General features: G+C 56.5%; 19 protein-coding genes. 11 read left to right on the top strand and 8 right to left on the bottom strand.

The annotated features are described in order from the left end of the window. Window positions 1–80 precede the first annotated feature (80 nt). Window positions 81–614 carry a CAP domain-containing protein gene (locus tag F0155_RS08930; RefSeq protein ID WP_244303489.1) on the top strand — a complete coding sequence of 178 codons (534 nt, stop codon included), beginning with the start codon at window positions 81–83 and terminating at the stop codon, window positions 612–614. Window positions 615–692: 78 nt separating this feature from the next. Then, window positions 693–1,166, top strand: coding sequence for a hypothetical protein (locus tag F0155_RS08925; RefSeq protein ID WP_192913785.1), 474 nt, complete (start codon window positions 693–695; stop codon window positions 1,164–1,166). 177 nt (window positions 1,167–1,343) lie between these two features. On the opposite strand, the gene F0155_RS08920 is transcribed toward F0155_RS08925, so the two are convergent. Continuing rightward, window positions 1,344–2,066, bottom strand: a complete 723-nt coding sequence (locus F0155_RS08920; RefSeq protein ID WP_150524259.1) for a glycoside hydrolase family 25 protein — start codon at window positions 2,064–2,066, stop codon at window positions 1,344–1,346. A 220-nt stretch (window positions 2,067–2,286) separates the two neighbouring features. On the opposite strand from F0155_RS08920, the gene xth reads away from it, so the two are divergent. After that, the gene (gene xth / locus F0155_RS08915; RefSeq protein ID WP_150524148.1) at window positions 2,287–3,096 is read left to right on the top strand and encodes an exodeoxyribonuclease III; all 810 of its coding nucleotides are present in this window, start codon (window positions 2,287–2,289) and stop codon (window positions 3,094–3,096) included. A gap of 45 nt (window positions 3,097–3,141) precedes the next feature. Here xth and F0155_RS08910 read toward each other — a convergent pair whose 3' ends face one another. Further along, window positions 3,142–4,116 carry an NADPH:quinone oxidoreductase family protein gene (locus F0155_RS08910; RefSeq protein ID WP_150524147.1) on the bottom strand — a complete coding sequence of 325 codons (975 nt, stop codon included), beginning with the start codon at window positions 4,114–4,116 and terminating at the stop codon, window positions 3,142–3,144. Window positions 4,117–4,263: 147 nt separating this feature from the next. Between F0155_RS08910 and F0155_RS08905 the strand changes: the two genes are divergently transcribed. Further along, complete coding sequence (locus F0155_RS08905; protein WP_150524146.1) at window positions 4,264–4,809, top strand: RNA methyltransferase; 546 nt, start codon at window positions 4,264–4,266, stop codon at window positions 4,807–4,809. 21 nt (window positions 4,810–4,830) lie between these two features. Here F0155_RS08905 and F0155_RS08900 read toward each other — a convergent pair whose 3' ends face one another. Beyond that, window positions 4,831–5,397 carry a sigma-70 family RNA polymerase sigma factor gene (locus F0155_RS08900; RefSeq protein ID WP_150524145.1) on the bottom strand — a complete coding sequence of 189 codons (567 nt, stop codon included), beginning with the start codon at window positions 5,395–5,397 and terminating at the stop codon, window positions 4,831–4,833. A gap of 271 nt (window positions 5,398–5,668) precedes the next feature. Between F0155_RS08900 and F0155_RS08895 the strand changes: the two genes are divergently transcribed. Both F0155_RS08895 and rlmN read left to right on the top strand, forming a co-directional pair. Next, window positions 5,669–6,175 carry an invasion associated locus B family protein gene (locus tag F0155_RS08895; RefSeq protein ID WP_204934424.1) on the top strand — a complete coding sequence of 169 codons (507 nt, stop codon included), beginning with the start codon at window positions 5,669–5,671 and terminating at the stop codon, window positions 6,173–6,175. Between the two features lie 240 nt (window positions 6,176–6,415). Further along, the gene (gene rlmN / locus F0155_RS08890; RefSeq protein ID WP_150524144.1) at window positions 6,416–7,642 is read left to right on the top strand and encodes a dual-specificity RNA methyltransferase RlmN; all 1,227 of its coding nucleotides are present in this window, start codon (window positions 6,416–6,418) and stop codon (window positions 7,640–7,642) included. A 79-nt stretch (window positions 7,643–7,721) separates the two neighbouring features. On the opposite strand, the gene F0155_RS08885 is transcribed toward rlmN, so the two are convergent. The 3 genes from F0155_RS08885 to F0155_RS08875 all read right to left on the bottom strand — a co-directional run bounded on the left by F0155_RS08885 (window position 7,722) and on the right by F0155_RS08875 (window position 12,743). Beyond that, window positions 7,722–9,863 carry a methyl-accepting chemotaxis protein gene (locus tag F0155_RS08885; RefSeq protein WP_150524143.1) on the bottom strand — a complete coding sequence of 714 codons (2,142 nt, stop codon included), beginning with the start codon at window positions 9,861–9,863 and terminating at the stop codon, window positions 7,722–7,724. A gap of 227 nt (window positions 9,864–10,090) precedes the next feature. Beyond that, complete coding sequence (locus tag F0155_RS08880) at window positions 10,091–12,277, bottom strand: xanthine dehydrogenase family protein molybdopterin-binding subunit (RefSeq protein ID WP_150524142.1); 2,187 nt, start codon at window positions 12,275–12,277, stop codon at window positions 10,091–10,093. 4 nt (window positions 12,278–12,281) lie between these two features. Continuing rightward, window positions 12,282–12,743, bottom strand: a complete 462-nt coding sequence (locus F0155_RS08875; protein WP_150524141.1) for a (2Fe-2S)-binding protein — start codon at window positions 12,741–12,743, stop codon at window positions 12,282–12,284. Window positions 12,744–12,892: 149 nt separating this feature from the next. On the opposite strand from F0155_RS08875, the gene F0155_RS08870 reads away from it, so the two are divergent. The 5 genes from F0155_RS08870 (at window position 12,893) to F0155_RS08850 (ending at window position 16,770) form a co-directional block, all read left to right on the top strand. Beyond that, entirely contained in the window at window positions 12,893–13,483 is a 591-nt protein-coding gene (locus F0155_RS08870; protein WP_150524140.1) for a TetR/AcrR family transcriptional regulator, read from the top strand. A gap of 18 nt (window positions 13,484–13,501) precedes the next feature. Next, entirely contained in the window at window positions 13,502–14,176 is a 675-nt protein-coding gene (locus F0155_RS08865) for a hypothetical protein (RefSeq protein ID WP_150524139.1), read from the top strand. 195 nt (window positions 14,177–14,371) lie between these two features. After that, the gene (locus F0155_RS08860; protein WP_150524138.1) at window positions 14,372–15,592 is read left to right on the top strand and encodes an argininosuccinate synthase; all 1,221 of its coding nucleotides are present in this window, start codon (window positions 14,372–14,374) and stop codon (window positions 15,590–15,592) included. Between the two features lie 5 nt (window positions 15,593–15,597). Continuing rightward, window positions 15,598–16,296, top strand: coding sequence for a hypothetical protein (locus F0155_RS08855; protein ID WP_150524137.1), 699 nt, complete (start codon window positions 15,598–15,600; stop codon window positions 16,294–16,296). A 12-nt stretch (window positions 16,297–16,308) separates the two neighbouring features. After that, window positions 16,309–16,770, top strand: a complete 462-nt coding sequence (locus F0155_RS08850) for a TspO/MBR family protein (RefSeq protein WP_150524136.1) — start codon at window positions 16,309–16,311, stop codon at window positions 16,768–16,770. A 12-nt stretch (window positions 16,771–16,782) separates the two neighbouring features. On the opposite strand, the gene F0155_RS08845 is transcribed toward F0155_RS08850, so the two are convergent. Further along, window positions 16,783–18,015 carry a glycosyltransferase family 87 protein gene (locus tag F0155_RS08845; RefSeq protein WP_150524135.1) on the bottom strand — a complete coding sequence of 411 codons (1,233 nt, stop codon included), beginning with the start codon at window positions 18,013–18,015 and terminating at the stop codon, window positions 16,783–16,785. A gap of 111 nt (window positions 18,016–18,126) precedes the next feature. Then, window positions 18,127–18,636 (bottom strand): 2-amino-4-hydroxy-6-hydroxymethyldihydropteridine diphosphokinase, encoded by a 510-nt coding sequence (folK, locus tag F0155_RS08840; protein ID WP_208999197.1) that lies wholly within the window; start codon window positions 18,634–18,636, stop codon window positions 18,127–18,129. Window position 18,637 lies beyond the last annotated feature (1 nt).

The following is an 18,637-nucleotide window of genomic DNA, read 5'->3' as shown; positions in this document are numbered from 1 at the left end:
ACCATCTCGAAATAGGATTTTCCAAACGCTCGCCCTCCAGATAGTGTGCGCCAAAATCAGCACTCATGTGAGGGTGAATCGTGGTCAAGTTCTCTGGCCGGGCAGCAGCTCGGTACGCGGTGGTTCTGTGCGGGGCCCTCGGGCTTGCCGGGTGTGTGTCCGAACCGGTCCAGACGCCGACTTTCTATCAGAACATGGCCCAGACGGGCGCCGTGGTGGATGCGCAGACGGCCGCGCAGATGATCTCGCAATATCGCCGGAACAACGGGCTTGGCCCGGTCGTGGCCGATGCCAACCTGACCCGTATCGCCAATGTTCAGGCTGTTTCCATGGCAAGTGCCGGCAACGTGAAAGCGTCGCTGAAAAAGGAAAACGCCCTTGCCACGCGTATGGCCTCCATTGGCGAGGACGGGGTTTCGGCAGTCGAAAACGTCAGCGGCGGATACCGGACACTGGCAGAAGCCTTCTCCGGCTGGCGGGAATCCCCGAACCATAACGCAGTGCTGCTTGATCCGAATGCGACACGGCTTGGAATTTCCACGGCCTATTCGCCGTCTGCCAAGCACAAGGTGTTCTGGTCGCTTGTCATGGCAGGCCCACAGAAAACGAATTGACATATTCGTGAGGCCGTTGCCTTCCCGCAGCCGGACGGTCATGTTCGGCTGAATTCTTCAATTGTCGGGGAGGCATATATGACAATTGGCCGTCTGGTTCTGTTCGCGTGTCTAAGCTTGCTGCCACTTGCCGCGCAAGCGACAGACCTTCATGCCGGATACTATTATCCAACGCCGCAGACACAGGAAGTCTATGTGTCGGAGATCGACATGGCGCCGGACGCTACGGAAGCATCCCGCGCCGCGTTTGTTGTCGGGCTTGCAGCCCAGCAGCTCGATCAGAATCACGACGCGGGCTATCACCTCTTTGCAAAGGGTGGCCAGCTTCAGAAGCTGATCATCGTGGGCACAACAGCTGGCCGGTATGACACGCTGTATCGTTTGCGTGCCCTCCTTGCCAGCCTGACCTCCCGTGCTCGCGCCACCCCGCTTTTTGCGCAGGTCGACCGGCCTCAGGACCTGAATTTCCTCGATTTCTGCAAGCTCATGGGGTTCACCCAAGTCACGGTCAGCGACGGTGACAAGATCGCACATCAGATCAAGGTGCGTTGATCCAACGGGTCGCAAGTCTGGAAATGAGTCGGGGCCCATGAGGGCCCCGTTCAACCTGCAAATTCCTGAAAGCGTTGGAGCATTTCCAGGCGAAGTGGATACCGGTTCGCCGTCAGGAAATGCGCCAAATCAAATATTTAGAGCACGTCGAGTGATTCAGTGAATGGGAGACGTGCTCTAACGTTTCAGTTCGCCATTCAGCCACTGCTGGAACTGGGAGCGCGTGCCGAAGAAGGCATTTCGATCAACGTCCCCATCCACACCGTCTACAGTTCCTGTGGCCGTGTACTGCCAGAACACCCAGTCTTCGCGCATCTCATAAACCCGGTTCGGGTGGGCCGCCACGGAGCGCAGCCAGAAGTGTTCATCCTTGAAAGCGCCGACCAGTCGGTCTCGGTGGAAGTCCACGGACGAATAGATCACAGGGCGCTTGCCGTAGTGCTTTTCGGTTTCGTCGAGGAAATATTTCATGTCCCGCAGGATCTGTTCGCGCGGCGGGCGATCACGGCAGGTCTTGGAATGGGCATTCCATTCCATGTCAAGCACAAGCGGGATGGCCGTGGGATCGACCGGAATGACCTCCTTGACCCAGGCCACCTGTTCTTCCACCGGACGGCAGAAATAATAGAAGTGATAGGCCCCGCGCCGGACACCGGCGGCCTTGGCTGCCGTCCAGTTGTCGAAGAACCTCGGATCAAAGTGGTCGCCGCCTTCCGTTGCCTTGATCCAGGCGAACTCGGTGCCGGCCCGCTTGACGGCATGCCAATCGATATCGCCCTGCCAGCGTGAGACATCGATCCCGTGGATGGCGTAGTCTTCAGGCGTCGGGTCGGGAAAATCGTATCCCGAACAGGCTGCGAGGGCGAAAGCGCTGAGGATGGCGCAGATTATATCGATCATGGGGCGCAAGGGGATTCGTCCGTGTTTATGATTCGCGAATGACATCGTTAAAATGTGGCAGTTTTCCTAATGGAATATGGACGGCGGTCATTTGGGAGCGAATTTGATCGTTTCAAGTGGCCTGTCAGGAGAATTTCAGCAGGCTTGGTGTTAGGCCTTTGCGCCGTCAGCCTCAGGCTCTATGACTGTCTCCGTCAAAAATGCGGAGATACGGGACGTCATGACAAACCGCCTGAAACTTGTGACCTGGAACATCAACTCGGTTCGTCTGCGCATGCCGATTGTCGAGCGGCTTCTGGCCGAGGTTCAACCGGATGTGCTGTGCCTTCAGGAAACCAAGTGTCCGGATGCCAACTTCCCGGAAAAGGCATTCAAGGCAGCCGGGTACGATCATATCGCCATCAACGGGCAGAAGGGATATCACGGCATTGCCACTGTCTCGCGTCTGCCCTTGAGCAATGTCGAAAAGCGCGAATTCTGCAATATGGGTGATTCCCGTCATCTTGCCGTCGACGTCCCTTTCAACGGATCGAGCGTCAGGGTGCATAATTTCTATGTTCCGGCAGGCGGCGATGAGCCGGATCCGGCAATCAACGACAAGTTCGATCACAAGCTGAAATTCATGGCGGAGATGAAAGACTGGCTTCAGGGCGCGGAAACAGCCCGTCCCGCCGTGCTGGTCGGCGATCTCAATGTCGCTCCCTATGAGCACGACGTGTGGTCTCACAAGCAGCTATTGAAAGTCGTCTCGCACACGCCGGTTGAAACCGACCTCTTTGAAGAAGTGCGCGAAACCGGGAAATGGCTGGATGCTATGCGCCAGTTCACGCCCATGGACGAGAAGATCTACACGTGGTGGAGCTACCGGGCAAAGGACTGGTCAAAGGCCGACAAGGGCCGGCGCCTTGATCATGTATGGGTGTCTGATCCGCTGAAAGGTGCGATCAGGTCGACAAGCGTGCTGCGTGAGGCCCGAGGCTGGGAAAAGCCCTCGGACCACGCACCTGTGATTGCCGAATTTGAAGCCTGATCAAGCCGGGCGGACCGTGATCCGTCCGCCCGTCTCTTGTCGGCTTCAGGGGTGAACGATCACCTTGCCCAACACTCTGCGGGCGGCGATTTCTTCCAGCGCCTCTGAAATCCGGTCCATGGAGTAGGTGGCATGGATGTGCGGCTTGAGCTTGCCGTCCTTCACCCATTCCAGAAGCTGCGCCATGTTGGCGCGGTGACCGTCCGGGTCGCGTTCGACAGCCGCACCCCAGAAGACACCCCGAATGTCACAGCCTTTCAGGAGTGGCAGATTGAGCGGGATTTTGGGGATGTCGCCCGCTGCAAAGCCGATGACCAGAAACCGGCCTTCCCACGCCGTGGCGCGAATTGCCTGTTCGGCAAGGTCTCCGCCCACCGGATCATAGACCACATCAACGCCCTTGCCTTCGGTCAGTTCCTTCAGGCTGTCCTTCAGCGACTGGCTGGAATAGTCGATCGTCCTGCGGGCGCCGAGGCTTCTGGCAAATTCCAGTTTTTCCTGTGACGAGGCGCAGGCGATGACGTCCGCGCCCATGATGGTGGCAATCTCGACTGCAGCCTGTCCAACGCCGCCCGATGCCCCAAGTACGGCAACGGTTTCGCCGGGTTTCAGGTCCGCGCGGTCCTTGAAGGCGTGGAGTGTGGTGCCATAGGTTACCGAGAGACCGGCTGCGACATCGAAAGGAACTTCATCGGGGATGGGCACCAACAGGTTTTGCGGCACGATGATTTTTTCGCGTGCAGCGCCCCAGCAGATATAGGCCATCACCCGGTCCCCGGGGCGAAAGCCCTCCACGCCTTCGCCAACGGAGTCCACGACACCTGCGCCTTCAGCGCTGGGGGAGAACGGCAGCTCCGGCTTGTACTGGTAGCGGCCGCGAATGATCAGCGTGTCGAAAAAGTTCAGCGCACAGGCTTTCACATTGACCACGACTTCGCCCGGCCCTGCCACCGGGTCGGGCAAATCGGCGATTTCAAGTATCGATCCGGCGTCGAGCGATGTGCACAGGCAAGCTTTCAAGACAGTCTCCCAATTCCTTTTGCATTGCCATTCTTACCCATAGCCAGCCGGAACACATCTGGAAAATGGGATAGTGCGTTGCCCGTTTTCTTCTCGTGGGCTTATAAGGCTCGCACAGGACCGAGATGAGAGAAGGTGAAATTGGCGATGCGAGGCTATTTTGCAGTGGGGGCGGAAGGGCTTTCCAAGCGGATGAACCTGGGAACCCTGATGAGGTCTGCCCATGCCTTTGGCGCAAATTTCTTCTTCACGGTCGATGCCGAAGCAAAGATCCGCAAGGCACCGCCGACTGATACGTCAAAAAGCCCCGGGCATCTGCCAGTCTTTTCGTGGGACAGCGTGGAGACGATGGATCTCCCGAAAGGTTGTCAGCTCGTGGGCGTGGAACTGACGGACGACGCTATCGACCTGCCGAGCTTCGGGCATCCGCTGCAGGCAGCCTATATCCTTGGCCCGGAGCGGGGATCCCTGTCACCACAGATGCTGGAACGCTGTGATCATGTGATCAAGATCCCGACCAAGTTCTGCATCAATGTGGCGATGGCTGGCGCAATCGTGATGTATGACCGGCATCGGGCACTCGGGCGCTATGCCGAAAGGTCACTAACAGCAGGCGGTCCGAAGATTGAGCGACCGGAGCACGTTTTTGGCGGACCAATCATGCGGCGCGGTCGAAAGGTTCCCGGCACCTGATGGGCGCGCTGTGGACTATCGTTAGTCGACATCAACGGCCGCATCGGCCTCAATGGCTTGCCTGAGGCGGCCAAACGCAAGGCGAATGCGGGATTTTACGGTGCCAAGCGGCAATCCGGTCTGGTCGGATATCTCGCTGTGCGAAAGGCCTGAGAAAAAGGCGAGGTCGACGACCTGTCTTTGCTCTTCGGGCAGTGTTGAAAGGGCGATGCGGACCCGTTCCTCACGAAGACGTGCATCCATGTCCTCGGCGACGTCAACCGGCTCACTTGGATGCAGGGACGGGTCTTCCGGGTCCAGCTCCGCGCTCTTGCGGCGGCGCAGCTGGTCGATCCTCCGATTCCTTGCAATCCGGAAAAGCCAGGTGCTGGCGGACGATTTCTTCGGGTCAAACAGGTCGGCCTTGCGCCAAAGCGTGACCATCACGTCCTGCGCAATTTCTTCTGCGGCGCTGTCGTCAGCGCCCTGCTGCATCAGGAAACCCTTCAGTCTCGGCGCAAAGTGATCGAACAGCTCCGCAAATGCGGACCTGTCACGGTTGACGGCAACCTTCACCACAAGATCTGAGAAATACTGCAGCTGATCCAACGGCCTAACCACTCCTTGCCATGGTCTCCTGTGTAGCAGGTTCCGCTCAATTAGTAAGGGGGGCGGGGGTGCAATGTCACACTGTTGCCGAATTATCCGGTCAGGTAATGAGAATGATGAGCAGGGGGCGAAATATTCAGGAGCTGAAACTTCCCGACAATTTCAACCCTTTCGTAACTCGCTTTAAGTTATCATTAAAGTGGAGTTTATAAACAAAGTGGCATTTGAAAAGAATGTGACAGAAGTTTCACAAGCCAATGGTGTGGAGATGATGAAAGCTAAATCGCTGGGATTGGCCATCGTGGGTCTTGTTGTAAGTAGTGCAGCGGCTTTCGCACAGTCCCCGACCCTGCTGAAGCAGCACAACGACTGGGCGGCCTATTCCCTCTCGGGTGGAAGTGGCAAAGTTTGCTACGCACTCACAAAACCGACACAAATGCTTCCGGGCGACAGGAACCATGGTGATGTGTTCTTCTTCATCACGTCCCGTCCGGCGGAAGGTGTGTCTTCGGAGCCGAGCCTGCTGGTCGGGTATCCGCTGAAAGACAAGTCGACAGTGGTTGCCGACGTGGATGGTAACCGGTTCTCCATGTTCACCAACAACGACGGTGCATGGGTTGACAATGCTGCGTCCGAAACGCAGCTGGTCAATGCCATGAGAGCCGGTCGTGAGTTGACGGTTCATGCCGAATCCAGCCGCGGGACCAAGACCTCCTACAAGTTCTCGCTTTCGGGCGTGACTGCTGCGATCAACTCGGCGCAGGCTGCCTGCCGCTAAAGGTTGATGTTGCCGGTCGCATGCGCTGCATGGGGCCAGCAGGGGTCAAAGCGTTTTTCTTGATTTTCGGGGCGATATTCTGTATTCGTCCGTTGAGATTTGCCCGGCTCTGCCGGGCAATTCGCTTTTGGCTCCCGGTCATCCGCCGAGGTTCTGCAGCGTTTCTGCCTGCGGGGTCGTTCCGGATTTGCGGAGCAGGCGATCAAATGCGGCACCGGCCGACATTGGATGGATCAGGACATGGCGACCAGTTTGAATATCGCTCGGGACAACCCGAATGCGGCTCCTGTTGTTGCAGACAAGACGGCGGTGCTGCCGTCGCCTGCTGAGGAAAAGCCCTCCTTGATCGGCTTGAGCCGGGAACAGCTGGCTGAAGCGCTCGGGGGCATCGGCATTGCGCCAAAGCAGCAGCGCATGCGTGTGGCCCAGCTGTGGCACTGGCTCTATGTGCGGGGTGTTTCCGATTTCTCGGCAATGACGAATATCGCCAAGGACCTTCGGGCATTGCTTGCCGAGCATTTCACAATCGCGAGGCCGGAAATTGTCGATGAGCAGATCTCGGTCGACGGGACACGCAAGTGGCTGTTCCGCTTCCCTGCCCGTGGCGCAGGACGCCCGGTAGAGGTCGAAACCGTCTATATCCCGGAAGAAGGACGCGGGACACTTTGTGTGTCCTCTCAGGTTGGCTGCACGCTGACCTGTACCTTCTGTCACACGGGAACCCAGAAGCTCGTTCGCAATCTGACATCAGAGGAAATTCTCTCCCAGATCCTGATGGCGCGCGATCGCCTTGGAGACTTCCCGGAAGCACAAACGCCGCAAGGGGCGGTTGTTCCCTCGGAAGGGCGCCTTGTGTCCAACATCGTGATGATGGGAATGGGCGAGCCGCTCTACAATTTCGAGAATGTGAAGACCGCCCTTTTGATCGCGTCCGATGGCGACGGCCTGTCCTTGTCCAAGCGTCGGATCACCCTGTCTACCTCAGGTGTTGTTCCCGAGATTGCCCGCACGGGTGACGAAATCGGCTGCATGCTGGCCATCTCCCTGCATGCGGTTCGCGATGACCTGCGCAATGTACTCGTGCCGATCAACAAGAAGTGGGCGATCAAGGACTTGCTGGATGCCTGCCGTGCGTATCCGGGCCTGTCAAATGCCAAGCGCATCACCTTTGAATATGTGATGCTGAAAGGCGTGAATGACAGCAATCAGGACGCCAAGGAACTGGTTCGGCTGCTCAAGGGCATTCCTGCCAAGATCAACCTGATCCCGTTCAATCCGTGGCCGGGCTCCGAATACGAGTGCTCCGATTGGGAGCGAATCGAGGAATTCGCCGATATCGTCAATCGGGCGGGGTATGCCTCACCGATCCGCACACCGCGCGGGCGTGACATCTTTGCTGCCTGTGGGCAGTTGAAATCTGCGTCCGAACGCATGCGCAAGAAGGACCGCGAAGCAATCGCATCCTGATTTTCGAGATTGTCTGAACATGTAAAAAACCCGGCGTCCTTCTGGGCGCCGGGTTTTTGCTGGCCGATCGTGTTCTGGATCAGGCAGCAGCGACTTTCTGAAGGAAGGTCATGACCGTGGTGTTGAGCTCACGAAGCCTGTCGGCAGCCATCTCGGTCGCGGTTTCCACTTCGCTTGCGGAATGCGCCGTGTTGGCAACAACTTCCGAAACAGCACCCATGTTGCCAGCTGTCGAACGGGTTCCTTCCGACGCATCTGCGGCACTGCGGCTGATTTCTGCTGTTGCTGCATCCTGCTCCTGAACAGCGGCGGCAATAGAAGAAGCGTTGTCATTTGCCTGAGCCATGATGGCGACGATGCCCTCGATCGATTTCACAGCTTCGGCGGTTGCGGCCTGGATCTCGGAGATCTGGTTCGAGATTTCCTCGGTCGCCTTCGACGTCTGTGTGGCCAGGTCCTTCACTTCTGCGGCGACCACCGCAAAGCCCTTGCCGGCTTCACCTGCACGTGCAGCTTCAATCGTGGCATTGAGGGCAAGAAGGTTGGTCTGTTCGGCAATTGCCTGAATGAGGCTGACCACTTCGCCAATTCGCGCTGACCCGGTTTCAAGCAACTTCATTTTCTCGTTGCTTTGCTGAGACCGGTTTGTGGCGTCCTGAATGACGCGGGAGGTTTCTTCCACACGTTGTCCGATTTCGGAAACGGAGGCCGACAGTTCCTCTGTGGCGGCGGCAACGACCTGAACATTGTTGGAGGCATGTTCGGTCGCGCCAGTTGCCTCTGAGGTCTGTTCCTGGGCCTGAGCTGCGGCAGAGCGCATTTCATGGGCATTGGATTGCACCTGCGCCATGGAGTTCTGGACAGATTCCAGCAGCTCTGCGGAGTGGGACCGGAACTCGCTGATGAGGGTTTCGACCTGCTTCTGGCGCTCCTCACGCTTGGCATCTTCAATTTTCTGTTGCCGGGCAAGTTCCGCCTGATTCTGAACCGTGTCCCGGAATCCCGCGATGGCTGACGCTATGTCCCCTATCTCATCCGGTCGCGAGGCTTCGTCGAAAGTGACGGAAACGTCACCACTGGCAAGGCGTTTTGCGTCTTCAACGAGGCCACTGATCGGCTTGACCAATCCCTGGGCGGCAAACCAGCCAATGGCGGCAATCACTACCACGATGCCGACGAAGATCATCAGGATGTTGTTCCTCAGATCTACGAGCGGCTTGAGAATCTCCCGGTCGGCCAACGTTGCAAGAACGGTATATTTTACCCCGTGAAATTCGAAATTCTTGGAAGCAGCGTGATAACCTTCTCCCCTGAAGTCAGGCAAGAGACCGGTAGCGGCCTCATTTGCAAAGGCTTCCTTGACAAAGTCGCCCTCAACAGTTGCAGACAAGATATCATTTACATCGGGAGTCTTGGTTGAATCATTTCGGAACAATCCGTCTTCACCGAGAAGAACAAATTCCCCGGATTGTCCCAGACCTTTGTTGTTGCTGATAATTTCGTTGATCTTGTCGACAGGCATCTGGAAGACCAGAACCCCGACCCGCTTGCCTTCATAGAAGACCGGGCTCGAAATGAAGCTGGCTGGCGCATCCGCGCTCGGTGCATAGGGCTGGAAGTCGAAGAAGCTTACATTGCCTTCATTTGCGGTGAGCGCAGTACGATAGGCGTTCCCCAAATCGGTGTCTTTCCATTCACCGTCCAGAAGGTTCGTGGCGTAGTCGAGTTCCTTGAACACGGTGTAAACGAGCGACCCATCGAGCCCAAACAGGAAGATGTCGTAGTAGCCCCGTGTTTTCAGCTTCTTGCGGTAGAACGGATGATAATAGGCATGTTTCTCGTCATAGACGCTGTTTCCAGCTGTAACCAGTTCATCCTTTTGTCCGAGCGGATGCGGGTTGTCTTCGATGTAAGCCTTCTGCAGGATCTCTTGCTGGTTTCCCGGAAGTTGGGACCAGGCTTCCTGCATGACCTTGATGGCGCGCCCGGTTGCGGGATTGGCCGCGGTTACGATCAGATCCTCGGTCACTGAATCGAGATAGTGGTGAAGGTCATTGGCCCTGGCGTCTGCCAATCCGCGCAGTCTTTCATCTGTCAGGCGTTCGATACTCGCCGAGCTGACCATGTAGGCCAGCGCCCCAATGACAACAGCGGTAACTGCAGAGCATCCGACAATAATTGCCGGAAGCTTTCCGCTTATTCTGGAAAAATTGAGGCGCATGTTCGCTCCGACTTGCAAGAGTAGTTAAGCGAACTCTGGGTTAGTTTCGTTTATTTGCAGTAAACGTCTGCGTTAATTGAGGGTGAAATAATAAAAAACAATCATAAATTGTGAAGTAAATAACGATGGTTTGAAATATTGCTTTCGAGGCGTTTGCAGAGTGTGTCGCCCTAGAATATTTGCAGTCTGGACGCGGGCCTGACGTATGATCAGGCCCGCGCGTTGGCTTATACCAATCCGTGTTTTGACAGCGGCAGGCTGGTTACCCAGTCGCCCTTTGCCGCGGCAATGGCATTTGCAACGGCAGGACCGATCGGGGGCGTGCCGGGTTCGCCGATGCCGGTCGGCGCCTCGGTTGACGGAATGATGTGAACCTCGATCTCCGGCACGTCGGACATGCGGATCGGCTCATAGGTGTCGAAGTTTGTCTGGTCGACCACACCGTCCGTCAGGGTGATTTCGTTGCGCAGGATCGCTCCAAGGCCATAGCCGAGGCCGCCTTCGATCTGGGCAACGATGTTGTCCGGATTGACCGGAATACCGCAATCAACCGCGCACACAACCTTCTCGACCTTGAAGGTGCCGTCTTCTCGCATAGAGACTTCGGCCACTTCTGCCACGTAGGACCCGAAGGACTTGTGAACCGCAACGCCGCGATAGCGGCCTTCCGGCAGATCGGAACCCCAACCGGCCTTTTCCGCAGCCAGCTTGAGAACCGCTACCTTGCGTGGATCGTCCTTGATCATCTTCAGGCGATAGGCGACCGGGTCTTCTCCGGCCTCTTTGGCCAAGCGATCGATCATGGTTTCCATGACATAGCCTGAGTGGGTGTGCCCCACGGACCGCCACCAGAGAACCGGAACAGGCGTTTCCGCAAAATGCTGGTCCATTTCCATGGCCGGGAACGCATAGGTCGTATCATGAGCGCCTTCGGTCATGTTGTGGTCGATCCCGTTTGGCATGACCATGGGTTCGAAAGCGGTTCCCTTCATGATCGATTTCGCGGCCATGCGATGCGACCAGGCGACGACGTTGCCGCTTGCATCAAGGCCGACCTTGACCTTGTGGGCGGACATGGGGCGGTAATATCCGCCGGTCATGTCGTCCTCGCGGGTCCAGACAATCTTGATCGGGACGCCGGAGGTGCCCTTCTCATGGAGCGCCCTGGCCAGAATGGCAGCTTCGGCATAGGCATGGGCATCGGGTGTTGCCCGACGGCCAAAGGATCCACCCGCCCAGAGCGTGTTGATTTTCACCTGCGGGAACGGGATGCCGAGAACGGCAGCCGTCACATTGTGGTCGATGGTCTGGATCTGGGAGCCGGCCCAAACTTCTGCAGCGGAGCCGTCAAAGCTGATGACGACGTCGAGCGGTTCCATCGTGCCATGGGCTAGGAACGGGAATTCGTAGTCGACCTCGATGACTTTTGCCGCCGAGGCGAGCGCAGCTTCAGCGCCTCCGTCCTTGCGCACGCTGATGCCCGGAGTGGAAGCCATTGCCGCCAGTTCCTGCATCATGACATCGGTTGATCGGGTTTCGGCTGCGCTGTCATCCCATTCTGCAGAAATCAGCTCGCGGGCCTTGATCGCCGGCCATGTCGATTTTGCGACAACCGCAACGCCTGCCGGAAGCGTGATCACATCCACCATGCCGGGAACGGCTTTTGCCTCTTCGGCATCAAAAGATTTCAGCTTGCCGCCAAACCGCGGAGAGCGGGCAACAACGGCAACCAGCATGTCGTCGCGCTGGAAATCCATCGTGTAGGTACCAGGTGCACCGACAGTCTTGTTGCGTGTGTCAACGCGCGGGAACGACTTGCCGATATAGACCCATTGATCCGGCGTCTTTAGCGTCGGCTCTGCTGGAACTTCCTGAGCAGCTGCAGCGCCGACAAGCTCGCCAAATGTCGCCGATTTGCCGGAAGCGTGCGAAACAACGCCGCCGGAGATGCTGATTTCGCCGGCCGGAACTTCCCAGTTCTTTGCGGCTGCAGCAATGATCATCGCCTTTGCGGCAGCGCCAGCCTGGCGATACTGCTGGAAGGAGTTGGCAATCGCGGTAGAGCCGCCCGTGCCTTGCACGCCGAACAGGAAGTTCTTGTAAACTTCCGGATTGGATGGCGCGAATTCTGTCGAAACCTGCTCGATGGAGGCGTCAAGTTCATCGGCCACCAGGGTGGCGAGGCCTGTGGCTGCGCCTTGGCCCTTGTCGAGGTGTTTGACGATGACAACAACGGAATTGTCGGGGCGAATGTGAACGAACGGCTGGACGAGTTCATCAGCGCCAGCTGCTTCGGCAATGTTCGGCAGTTTGGCGGCGATGATCAGGCCACCGACGGTCCCTGCCGACATCTTGAGGAAGGTTCGGCGGGACGGCTTGGCAGCTTCCAGCGGCTTTTGAAGAAGATGCAGCATGGGGTCAGCCCTCCATCTTGTCGGCGGCAAGGTGGATTGCCTTGCGAATACGGGCGTAGGTGGCGCAGCGGCAGACATTGCCGTCCATTGCGGCATCAATATCTTCGTCTGTCGGCTTGGGTGTTTCGGCAAGAAGTGCGGTTGCCGCGAGGATCTGGCCGGACTGGCAATAGCCACATTGGGGAACATCCAGTTCCTGCCAGGCCGCTTGCACAGCCTCTGCCGCCTTGCCGTTCACGCCTTCAATGGTCGTGATGTTTGCGCCTTCAAGGTCGCCGATAAATGTTTGGCAGGAGCGGATCGGTTCGCCGTCCTGATGAACCGTGCAGGCCCCGCAGGAGGCAATGCCGCAACCGAACTTTGTGCCGGTCATCTGCAGGTCGTCTCTGAGAACCCAGAGCAGCGGCGTATCCGGTTCTGCGTCGACGGTTCGGGTTTCGCCATTTATTTTCAAGGTAATGGACATTTTGTCCGTGCCTCCCTGGCTGGAAATCACTGGCTGGAGGGGTAAACTATACTGTGTAGTGTAATTGACGGGCGGGAGTGTGTAAACTCCCAAGTTTACATAGGGAGCGAAATTTGAGATGTAAGGGGGCGGCACAATCGGAAAGTGAAATGCAGGTAGCGGACCAGAAGAAAACCCAGATAATCGAGGCGGCAATCGCGGAATTCCAGGACCGGGGTTTCGTTGGCGCCAGCATGGACCGCATTTCAGAGCGCGCCAACGTTTCAAAGCGCACTGTCTACAATCACTTCGAGAACAAGGAATGCCTGTTTCAGGCCATTGCGGAAAGTCTCGTCGATCAGCTCAACGCTGCCCTTGAAATTCCTTATGACCCGAATCTGCCGATCCGTGACAGCCTGATCCGCCTCGGATGGGCGGAAGGTGAACTTCTGACCAACCCGTGTTTCATGCGCCTCATTCGCATGATCATGGGCGAGATCATCCGTGATCCGAAACTTGCCGCCGATCTGACCTCGAAGATGAACAAGTTGATCGTTTTTGAGGACTTCATGGCAAGGGCGACCCGCGAAGGCAAGCTCAAGGCTGACAATCCCAAGCGGGCTGGCGAACAGTTTCTCGGACTGATCAAGGCGCAAGCCTTCCTGCCGAACCTCTTTGCCGGAGCCGTGGTCTCCAAAGACGAGATGCAGACCATCATCGAGGAAAGCGCCGACATGATCATCGCACGGTATGGGATTTAATGTTTTGCGAGTTGTGAAGTGTTTTCGATAAATGAGCTGGATGCCAGCCAAACCTTGATACTGAAGCCCGATCCTTACAAAGCACGGCTTATCGTTTTTTTCGCTGTAGCTGCGGGCGCAGTAGCAGGTTTCATCTGTTCCAAGGCTTTTCTTCCCGGTTTGGAGGGATCGCTCCTTGTTCCCGCTCTTGTCTCTGCATTGGTTGCGGCTGGTGTATACTTCGGTTGGGCGCAACGATTTCTGATTGAGCAGATCATACTCTCGTCGACTGGTTTCACATATCGTCTGGGCGGCAAGGATGAGTTTTATTCTTGGAAGCAAGTGTCTCGCTTTACCCTTATTGAGTATTTTCGTCAGGACCGATACGGCAGACGAGCCGACATAGGGGCTGTGTACTTGGCCTTTCGCAAGGTGGACCAGACTGTTTCGGATGACGAGAGAGAGGACGAGACAAACGAATTTTCCTCTGATCGAGAGATCGCGATAGGGCAGTTCGTCGCGCAGCACAAATACAGTTCAAGAAATCCTGTCGAAGAGTTTGCTGCATCATCTGCAGAAACATTCGTCGAAATCGTAAATTTGTGGCGCGATACAGCATTGAAGCGGGAGCCCCGTTCAACGCCCTATGTTGTGGTTGAAGATAACGGAATTGCAGCAAAATGGTTCAGGCTCTATCGATGGGCCTTCGGTTAGGAGTACTCGACGTAGTTTGGGCACATTTTCCAGTCCTGAAATGTGGCAGCCCAACTATCATGAGGAATTTTTCTCCTCAAACCTCACTCCTGCACGGGTGTATCCCCTTGCGCCGCAGCGTTTACTGGCTAAATTGCGCAGGATTTTAGGTCGGAGCGGGGTGATCCTGCTCCAAACAGGCAGGCAAGTACGCATATGGCGCATGGTGAAATCAAGAAGGTCGTTCTGGCCTATTCCGGCGGTCTCGACACGTCCATCATTTTGAAGTGGCTGCAGACCGAATATGGCTGCGAAGTGGTGACCTTCACCGCGGATCTCGGACAGGGCGAAGAGCTGGAGCCGGCGCGCAAGAAGGCCGAGATGCTGGGCATCAAGGAAATCTACATTGATGACCTTCGCGAGGAATTCATCAAGGATTTCGTTTTCCCGATGTTCCGCGCCAATGCGGTCTATGAGGGCGTTTACCTGCTGGGCACGTCCATCGCCCGCCCGCTGATTTCCAAGCGCCTTATCGAGATCGCCGAGGAAACCGGTGCCGATGCCATTGCTCACGGCGCAACCGGTAAGGGCAATGACCAGGTGCGTTTCGAATTGTCCGCCTATGCGCTGAACCCGGACATCAAGGTGATTGCGCCGTGGCGTGACTGGACTTTCAAGTCCCGTACCGACCTCATCGATTTTGCCGAAAAACATCAGATTCCGGTTGCCAAGGACAAGCGCGGTGAGTCGCCGTTCTCCGTCGATGCGAACATGCTGCACTCGTCCTCTGAAGGTAAGGTTCTGGAAGACCCGAACGAGGAAGCGCCGGATTATGTGTTCCAGCGCACGGTCGATCCGACGACCGCACCGGACGTTGTCACCGAGATCGAGATCGGTTTTGAAAAGGGCGACATGGTCTCGCTCAATGGCGCAAAACTGTCTCCGGCCACGCTGTTTGCCAAGTTGAATGACCTTGGCCGCGACAATGGCATCGGGCGTCTTGATCTGGTTGAGAACCGGTTCGTTGGCATGAAGAGCCGCGGCATCTACGAAACGCCGGGTGGCACGATCCTTTTGACCGCGCACCGGGCGATGGAATCCATCACTGTTGACCGCGGTGCGGGTCACCTGAAGGACGAGTTGATGCCGCGCTATGCGGAACTTATCTACAACGGGTTCTGGTTCTCGCCGGAGCGCGAGATGCTGCAGGCCCTGATCGACAAGAGCCAGGAGTTTGTCACCGGTACGGTTCGCCTGAAGCTCTACAAGGGCAATGTCATGGTCGTTGGTCGTGCATCTCCCTATTCACTCTATGCGGAAGAACTGGTCACCTTCGAAGATGACCACGGTGCTTACGACCAGAAGGATGCGGCCGGCTTCATCAAGCTGAACGCCCTGCGCCTTCGCACCCTCGCCAAACGCGACCGGCTGGGCTGAGTGTCATGACACTGGCAGCTGAAATCGAGCGAGAGGTTTCAGCTGCCGGATTTCACCCGGTCGGGACGATTGTATCCGATAGGGATGAAGCCGGTTCTTCTGTCGTGAGGCATGACAATCCGTGCCAGCTGCTTCTCGTCGGAAGTCTGGGATCCGATTTCTGGACGGTATTCAGTGCCTCCACCGAAGCAGCCGACGGCCTGCCGGATGCCATGGACCGGTTTACCCGTCGGGTTCTTGGCGGGCTTGCCGAGACGTTCGGCGTGGAAGTTCTTTTTCCTTTCGACGGCCCTCCCTATTATCCGTTCCAGCGCTGGGCCAAGGCGTACGGTGGCTTCTCGCAAAGCCCGCTCGGCGTGTTGGCGCATGAAAGTTATGGTCCCTGGCTCGGATTGCGCGGCGCTTTTGTGCTTCCGGGAGTGGGAGAGGGCGAGCGTGAACCACACATTCTGGCCGATGGGCGATGTGGGAATGGACCATGTGGGGCATGTGTCGACAAACCCTGCCTGAATGTTTGTCCCGTCAACGCGATTTCCTCGTCGCAAGGTTATGACTACATGACCTGCAGGGCTTATTTGTCCAGGACGCAAGACGCGGCCTGTTGGCACGGATGTCTTGCCCGCAGGGCCTGCCCCTTTGGGCAAGAGCATGCTCATGTTTCCGAGCAGGCCCGGTTTCACATGATGAGCTTTGTTGGTTCCTGAACGGTACGGGACATGAGACTCAAAAAGTGGTTGTCACTGGTCTTGTTTGTCGGCGGGGTGATCGGCATCGGTGTCCTGATCGGAATGACGACGCCGCCCGGCGACTGGTATGCGGCCTTGCAAAAACCGCCATTGACGCCGCCAAACTGGTTGTTTCCTCCGGTTTGGACGGTGCTTTACCTGCTGATCGCCATCGCCGGATGGCAGGTTTGGCAGCAGCAAGGGCTCTCGTCGCTTTTTTCCATCTGGCTGTTGCAGATGGGGCTGAACTTTGCCTGGAGCCCGACCGTCTTTGCAGCCCATCAGCTCGGGATTGGGCTGGCGATCATGATGCTGCTCTTGACGTGCCTTGTGCTGTTTATCCAGCGCGCCTGGCGGAGCGAACGCTTGTCAGCCTTGTTCTTTGCGCCTTATGCCCTTTGGGGCGCTTTTGCCACCTATCTGAACGCGATGCTCTATGTGATCAATCGCTAGAAGACAGATGGATTACACAGAACGGGTCCGTATGGGCGCGCGGGAACTGTCTTCAAAATAGGTCAATACAATCAACACAAGGACAAATACGGGTACGAATGCGCTCAGGTAGTAGCTTGCTATCGGACTTTTTGACCAGAGGTAGGAAAGGACGATCGGCAGGGACCAAACAATTGCTGCTGCGATTTGGTATCTGATGGAAAAGCGTGAAATGCCCGCGGCAATTAGGAAAATCGCTGCGCAGATGTGAGGCCAATCGTACAGCATGAAGGAGGGGGCGGCGAGGATCGTCGTCAGCAACACCAACCCGATTGCTACATATTCATTTGCCTTCAACACATGAAGATAAACGGCAGCAAGGCTGAACAGGGCAGACAGTCCTGCAATCGCGAAGGCGACGTTGCCCGAGATTCCGAGCTTTCCGAGTGAACTGGAGACAGTCACCATCAGTGGGTAGTTCATGCCGATATGCTGCGAATGGACGCCGGAAACGGTCTCAAAGAATATTCGCCAACTGTCTGAACCAAACAGGAGAGCCGAGCAGAGGATCAGGACACCTGTTCCAATGGTGGCCACAGCGAAAGTCAGCCAGGATCTGTGAAGAAGCAAGAATACCGGGACCAGTAAGCCGTATTGCGGTTTCACCGTCGCAATGGCGAGCAAAACTCCTGACAAGACAGGAGAGTTTCGGTGGTTGAGCAATGCAAAAACCAGAAACAATGTAATGAATGGGGACAGCTGAAAATAGTAGATATTATAGAGCAGCGGCGGCCCCAAAACGAAGACCCAGAAAGCCAAAGGCCCTTGCTCAAGTTTCATGCACTGCACAATGAGGCACAGCGCCGCTACCGAGGCTATCAAGAACAATAGCTTTGCTACGCCATAAGGCAGCAAGGCCATTGGCGCAGCAAAAAGCTGAAAATGAGGAGGATTGAGGTAAAGCAGGGATTTTCGTTCTTCGCTGAAATTTGCGATGAACTTCTCTGCGTCATAGGCCTGAGAGGCTTCCCCGGCCAAGGCCATCTCTCCTGCTCGGTAAAAGGCAGCGAAATCGCCGACTTTTTCGTCGGCCAAGGTTGCTGGCAGCAGGTGCGCGTTCAGCCAATGTTCCTTAAGGGCATCTATTGTCACTACCGAGCTTACAATGGCAACAAAGAGCAGCAGTGCGCCCAAAAAGGCCGTAAATTCTTCAGTTCGCAGAAATTGGAGAGTTAATTGCCTTAAATGGAGAAAATCTTTGGTCAAGCTGTAACCTCAGCGTCATTCGTCAAAATTTGCGTTTAAGGCAATGCAGCATTTCGCCATTCTAGGTGGTTTGGTTATGTTTATTACTAATAGCAAATAACGAAGGGAATTCTAAAGTTCAACCACGTCATCGATGTCAGTGCAGGACTTGAGTGCGTCCTTTGCTGTCAGGCCATCGGCGACGGGGGCGTCTGGCCAGATTTCGGCAAGCGGAACAAGCACAAAGGCGCGTTCGGCCATGCGGGGATGGGGCAGGGTCAGGTCCGGCTCGTTTATTGCGGTGTCGCCATAGAGAAGAACATCGATATCGATCAGTCGCGGGCCCCAACGCTCTTCGCGAATGCGGCCCATCCTTTGTTCGGCCTCCAGGCAAACGGCCAGCAGGTTCTGTGGGGAAAGCGATGTCTCAATCAAAATGCAGGCGTTTCGAAAATCATCCTGTGGGATCGGGCCCCAGGGAGGGGTGCGGTAGTGTGATGATCGCGTTGTGACACGGATGTCATCCCGTTCCTCCAGCAAGGAAATGGCTGTTTCGAGCGCCGCTTTCGTGTCGCCCATGTTGGAACCGAGACCTAATGCGGCGCGTGTCCAATGCGAAGGGGAGGTTCCGGTTTCAGCCACG

Source organism: Roseibium sediminis (genome assembly GCF_008711325.1).
Taxonomy (GTDB): Bacteria; Pseudomonadota; Alphaproteobacteria; order Rhizobiales; family Stappiaceae; genus Roseibium; species Roseibium sediminis.
The sequence above is the reverse complement of the archived record's forward strand: the minus strand, read 5'-3'. Positions and strand labels throughout refer to the sequence as shown.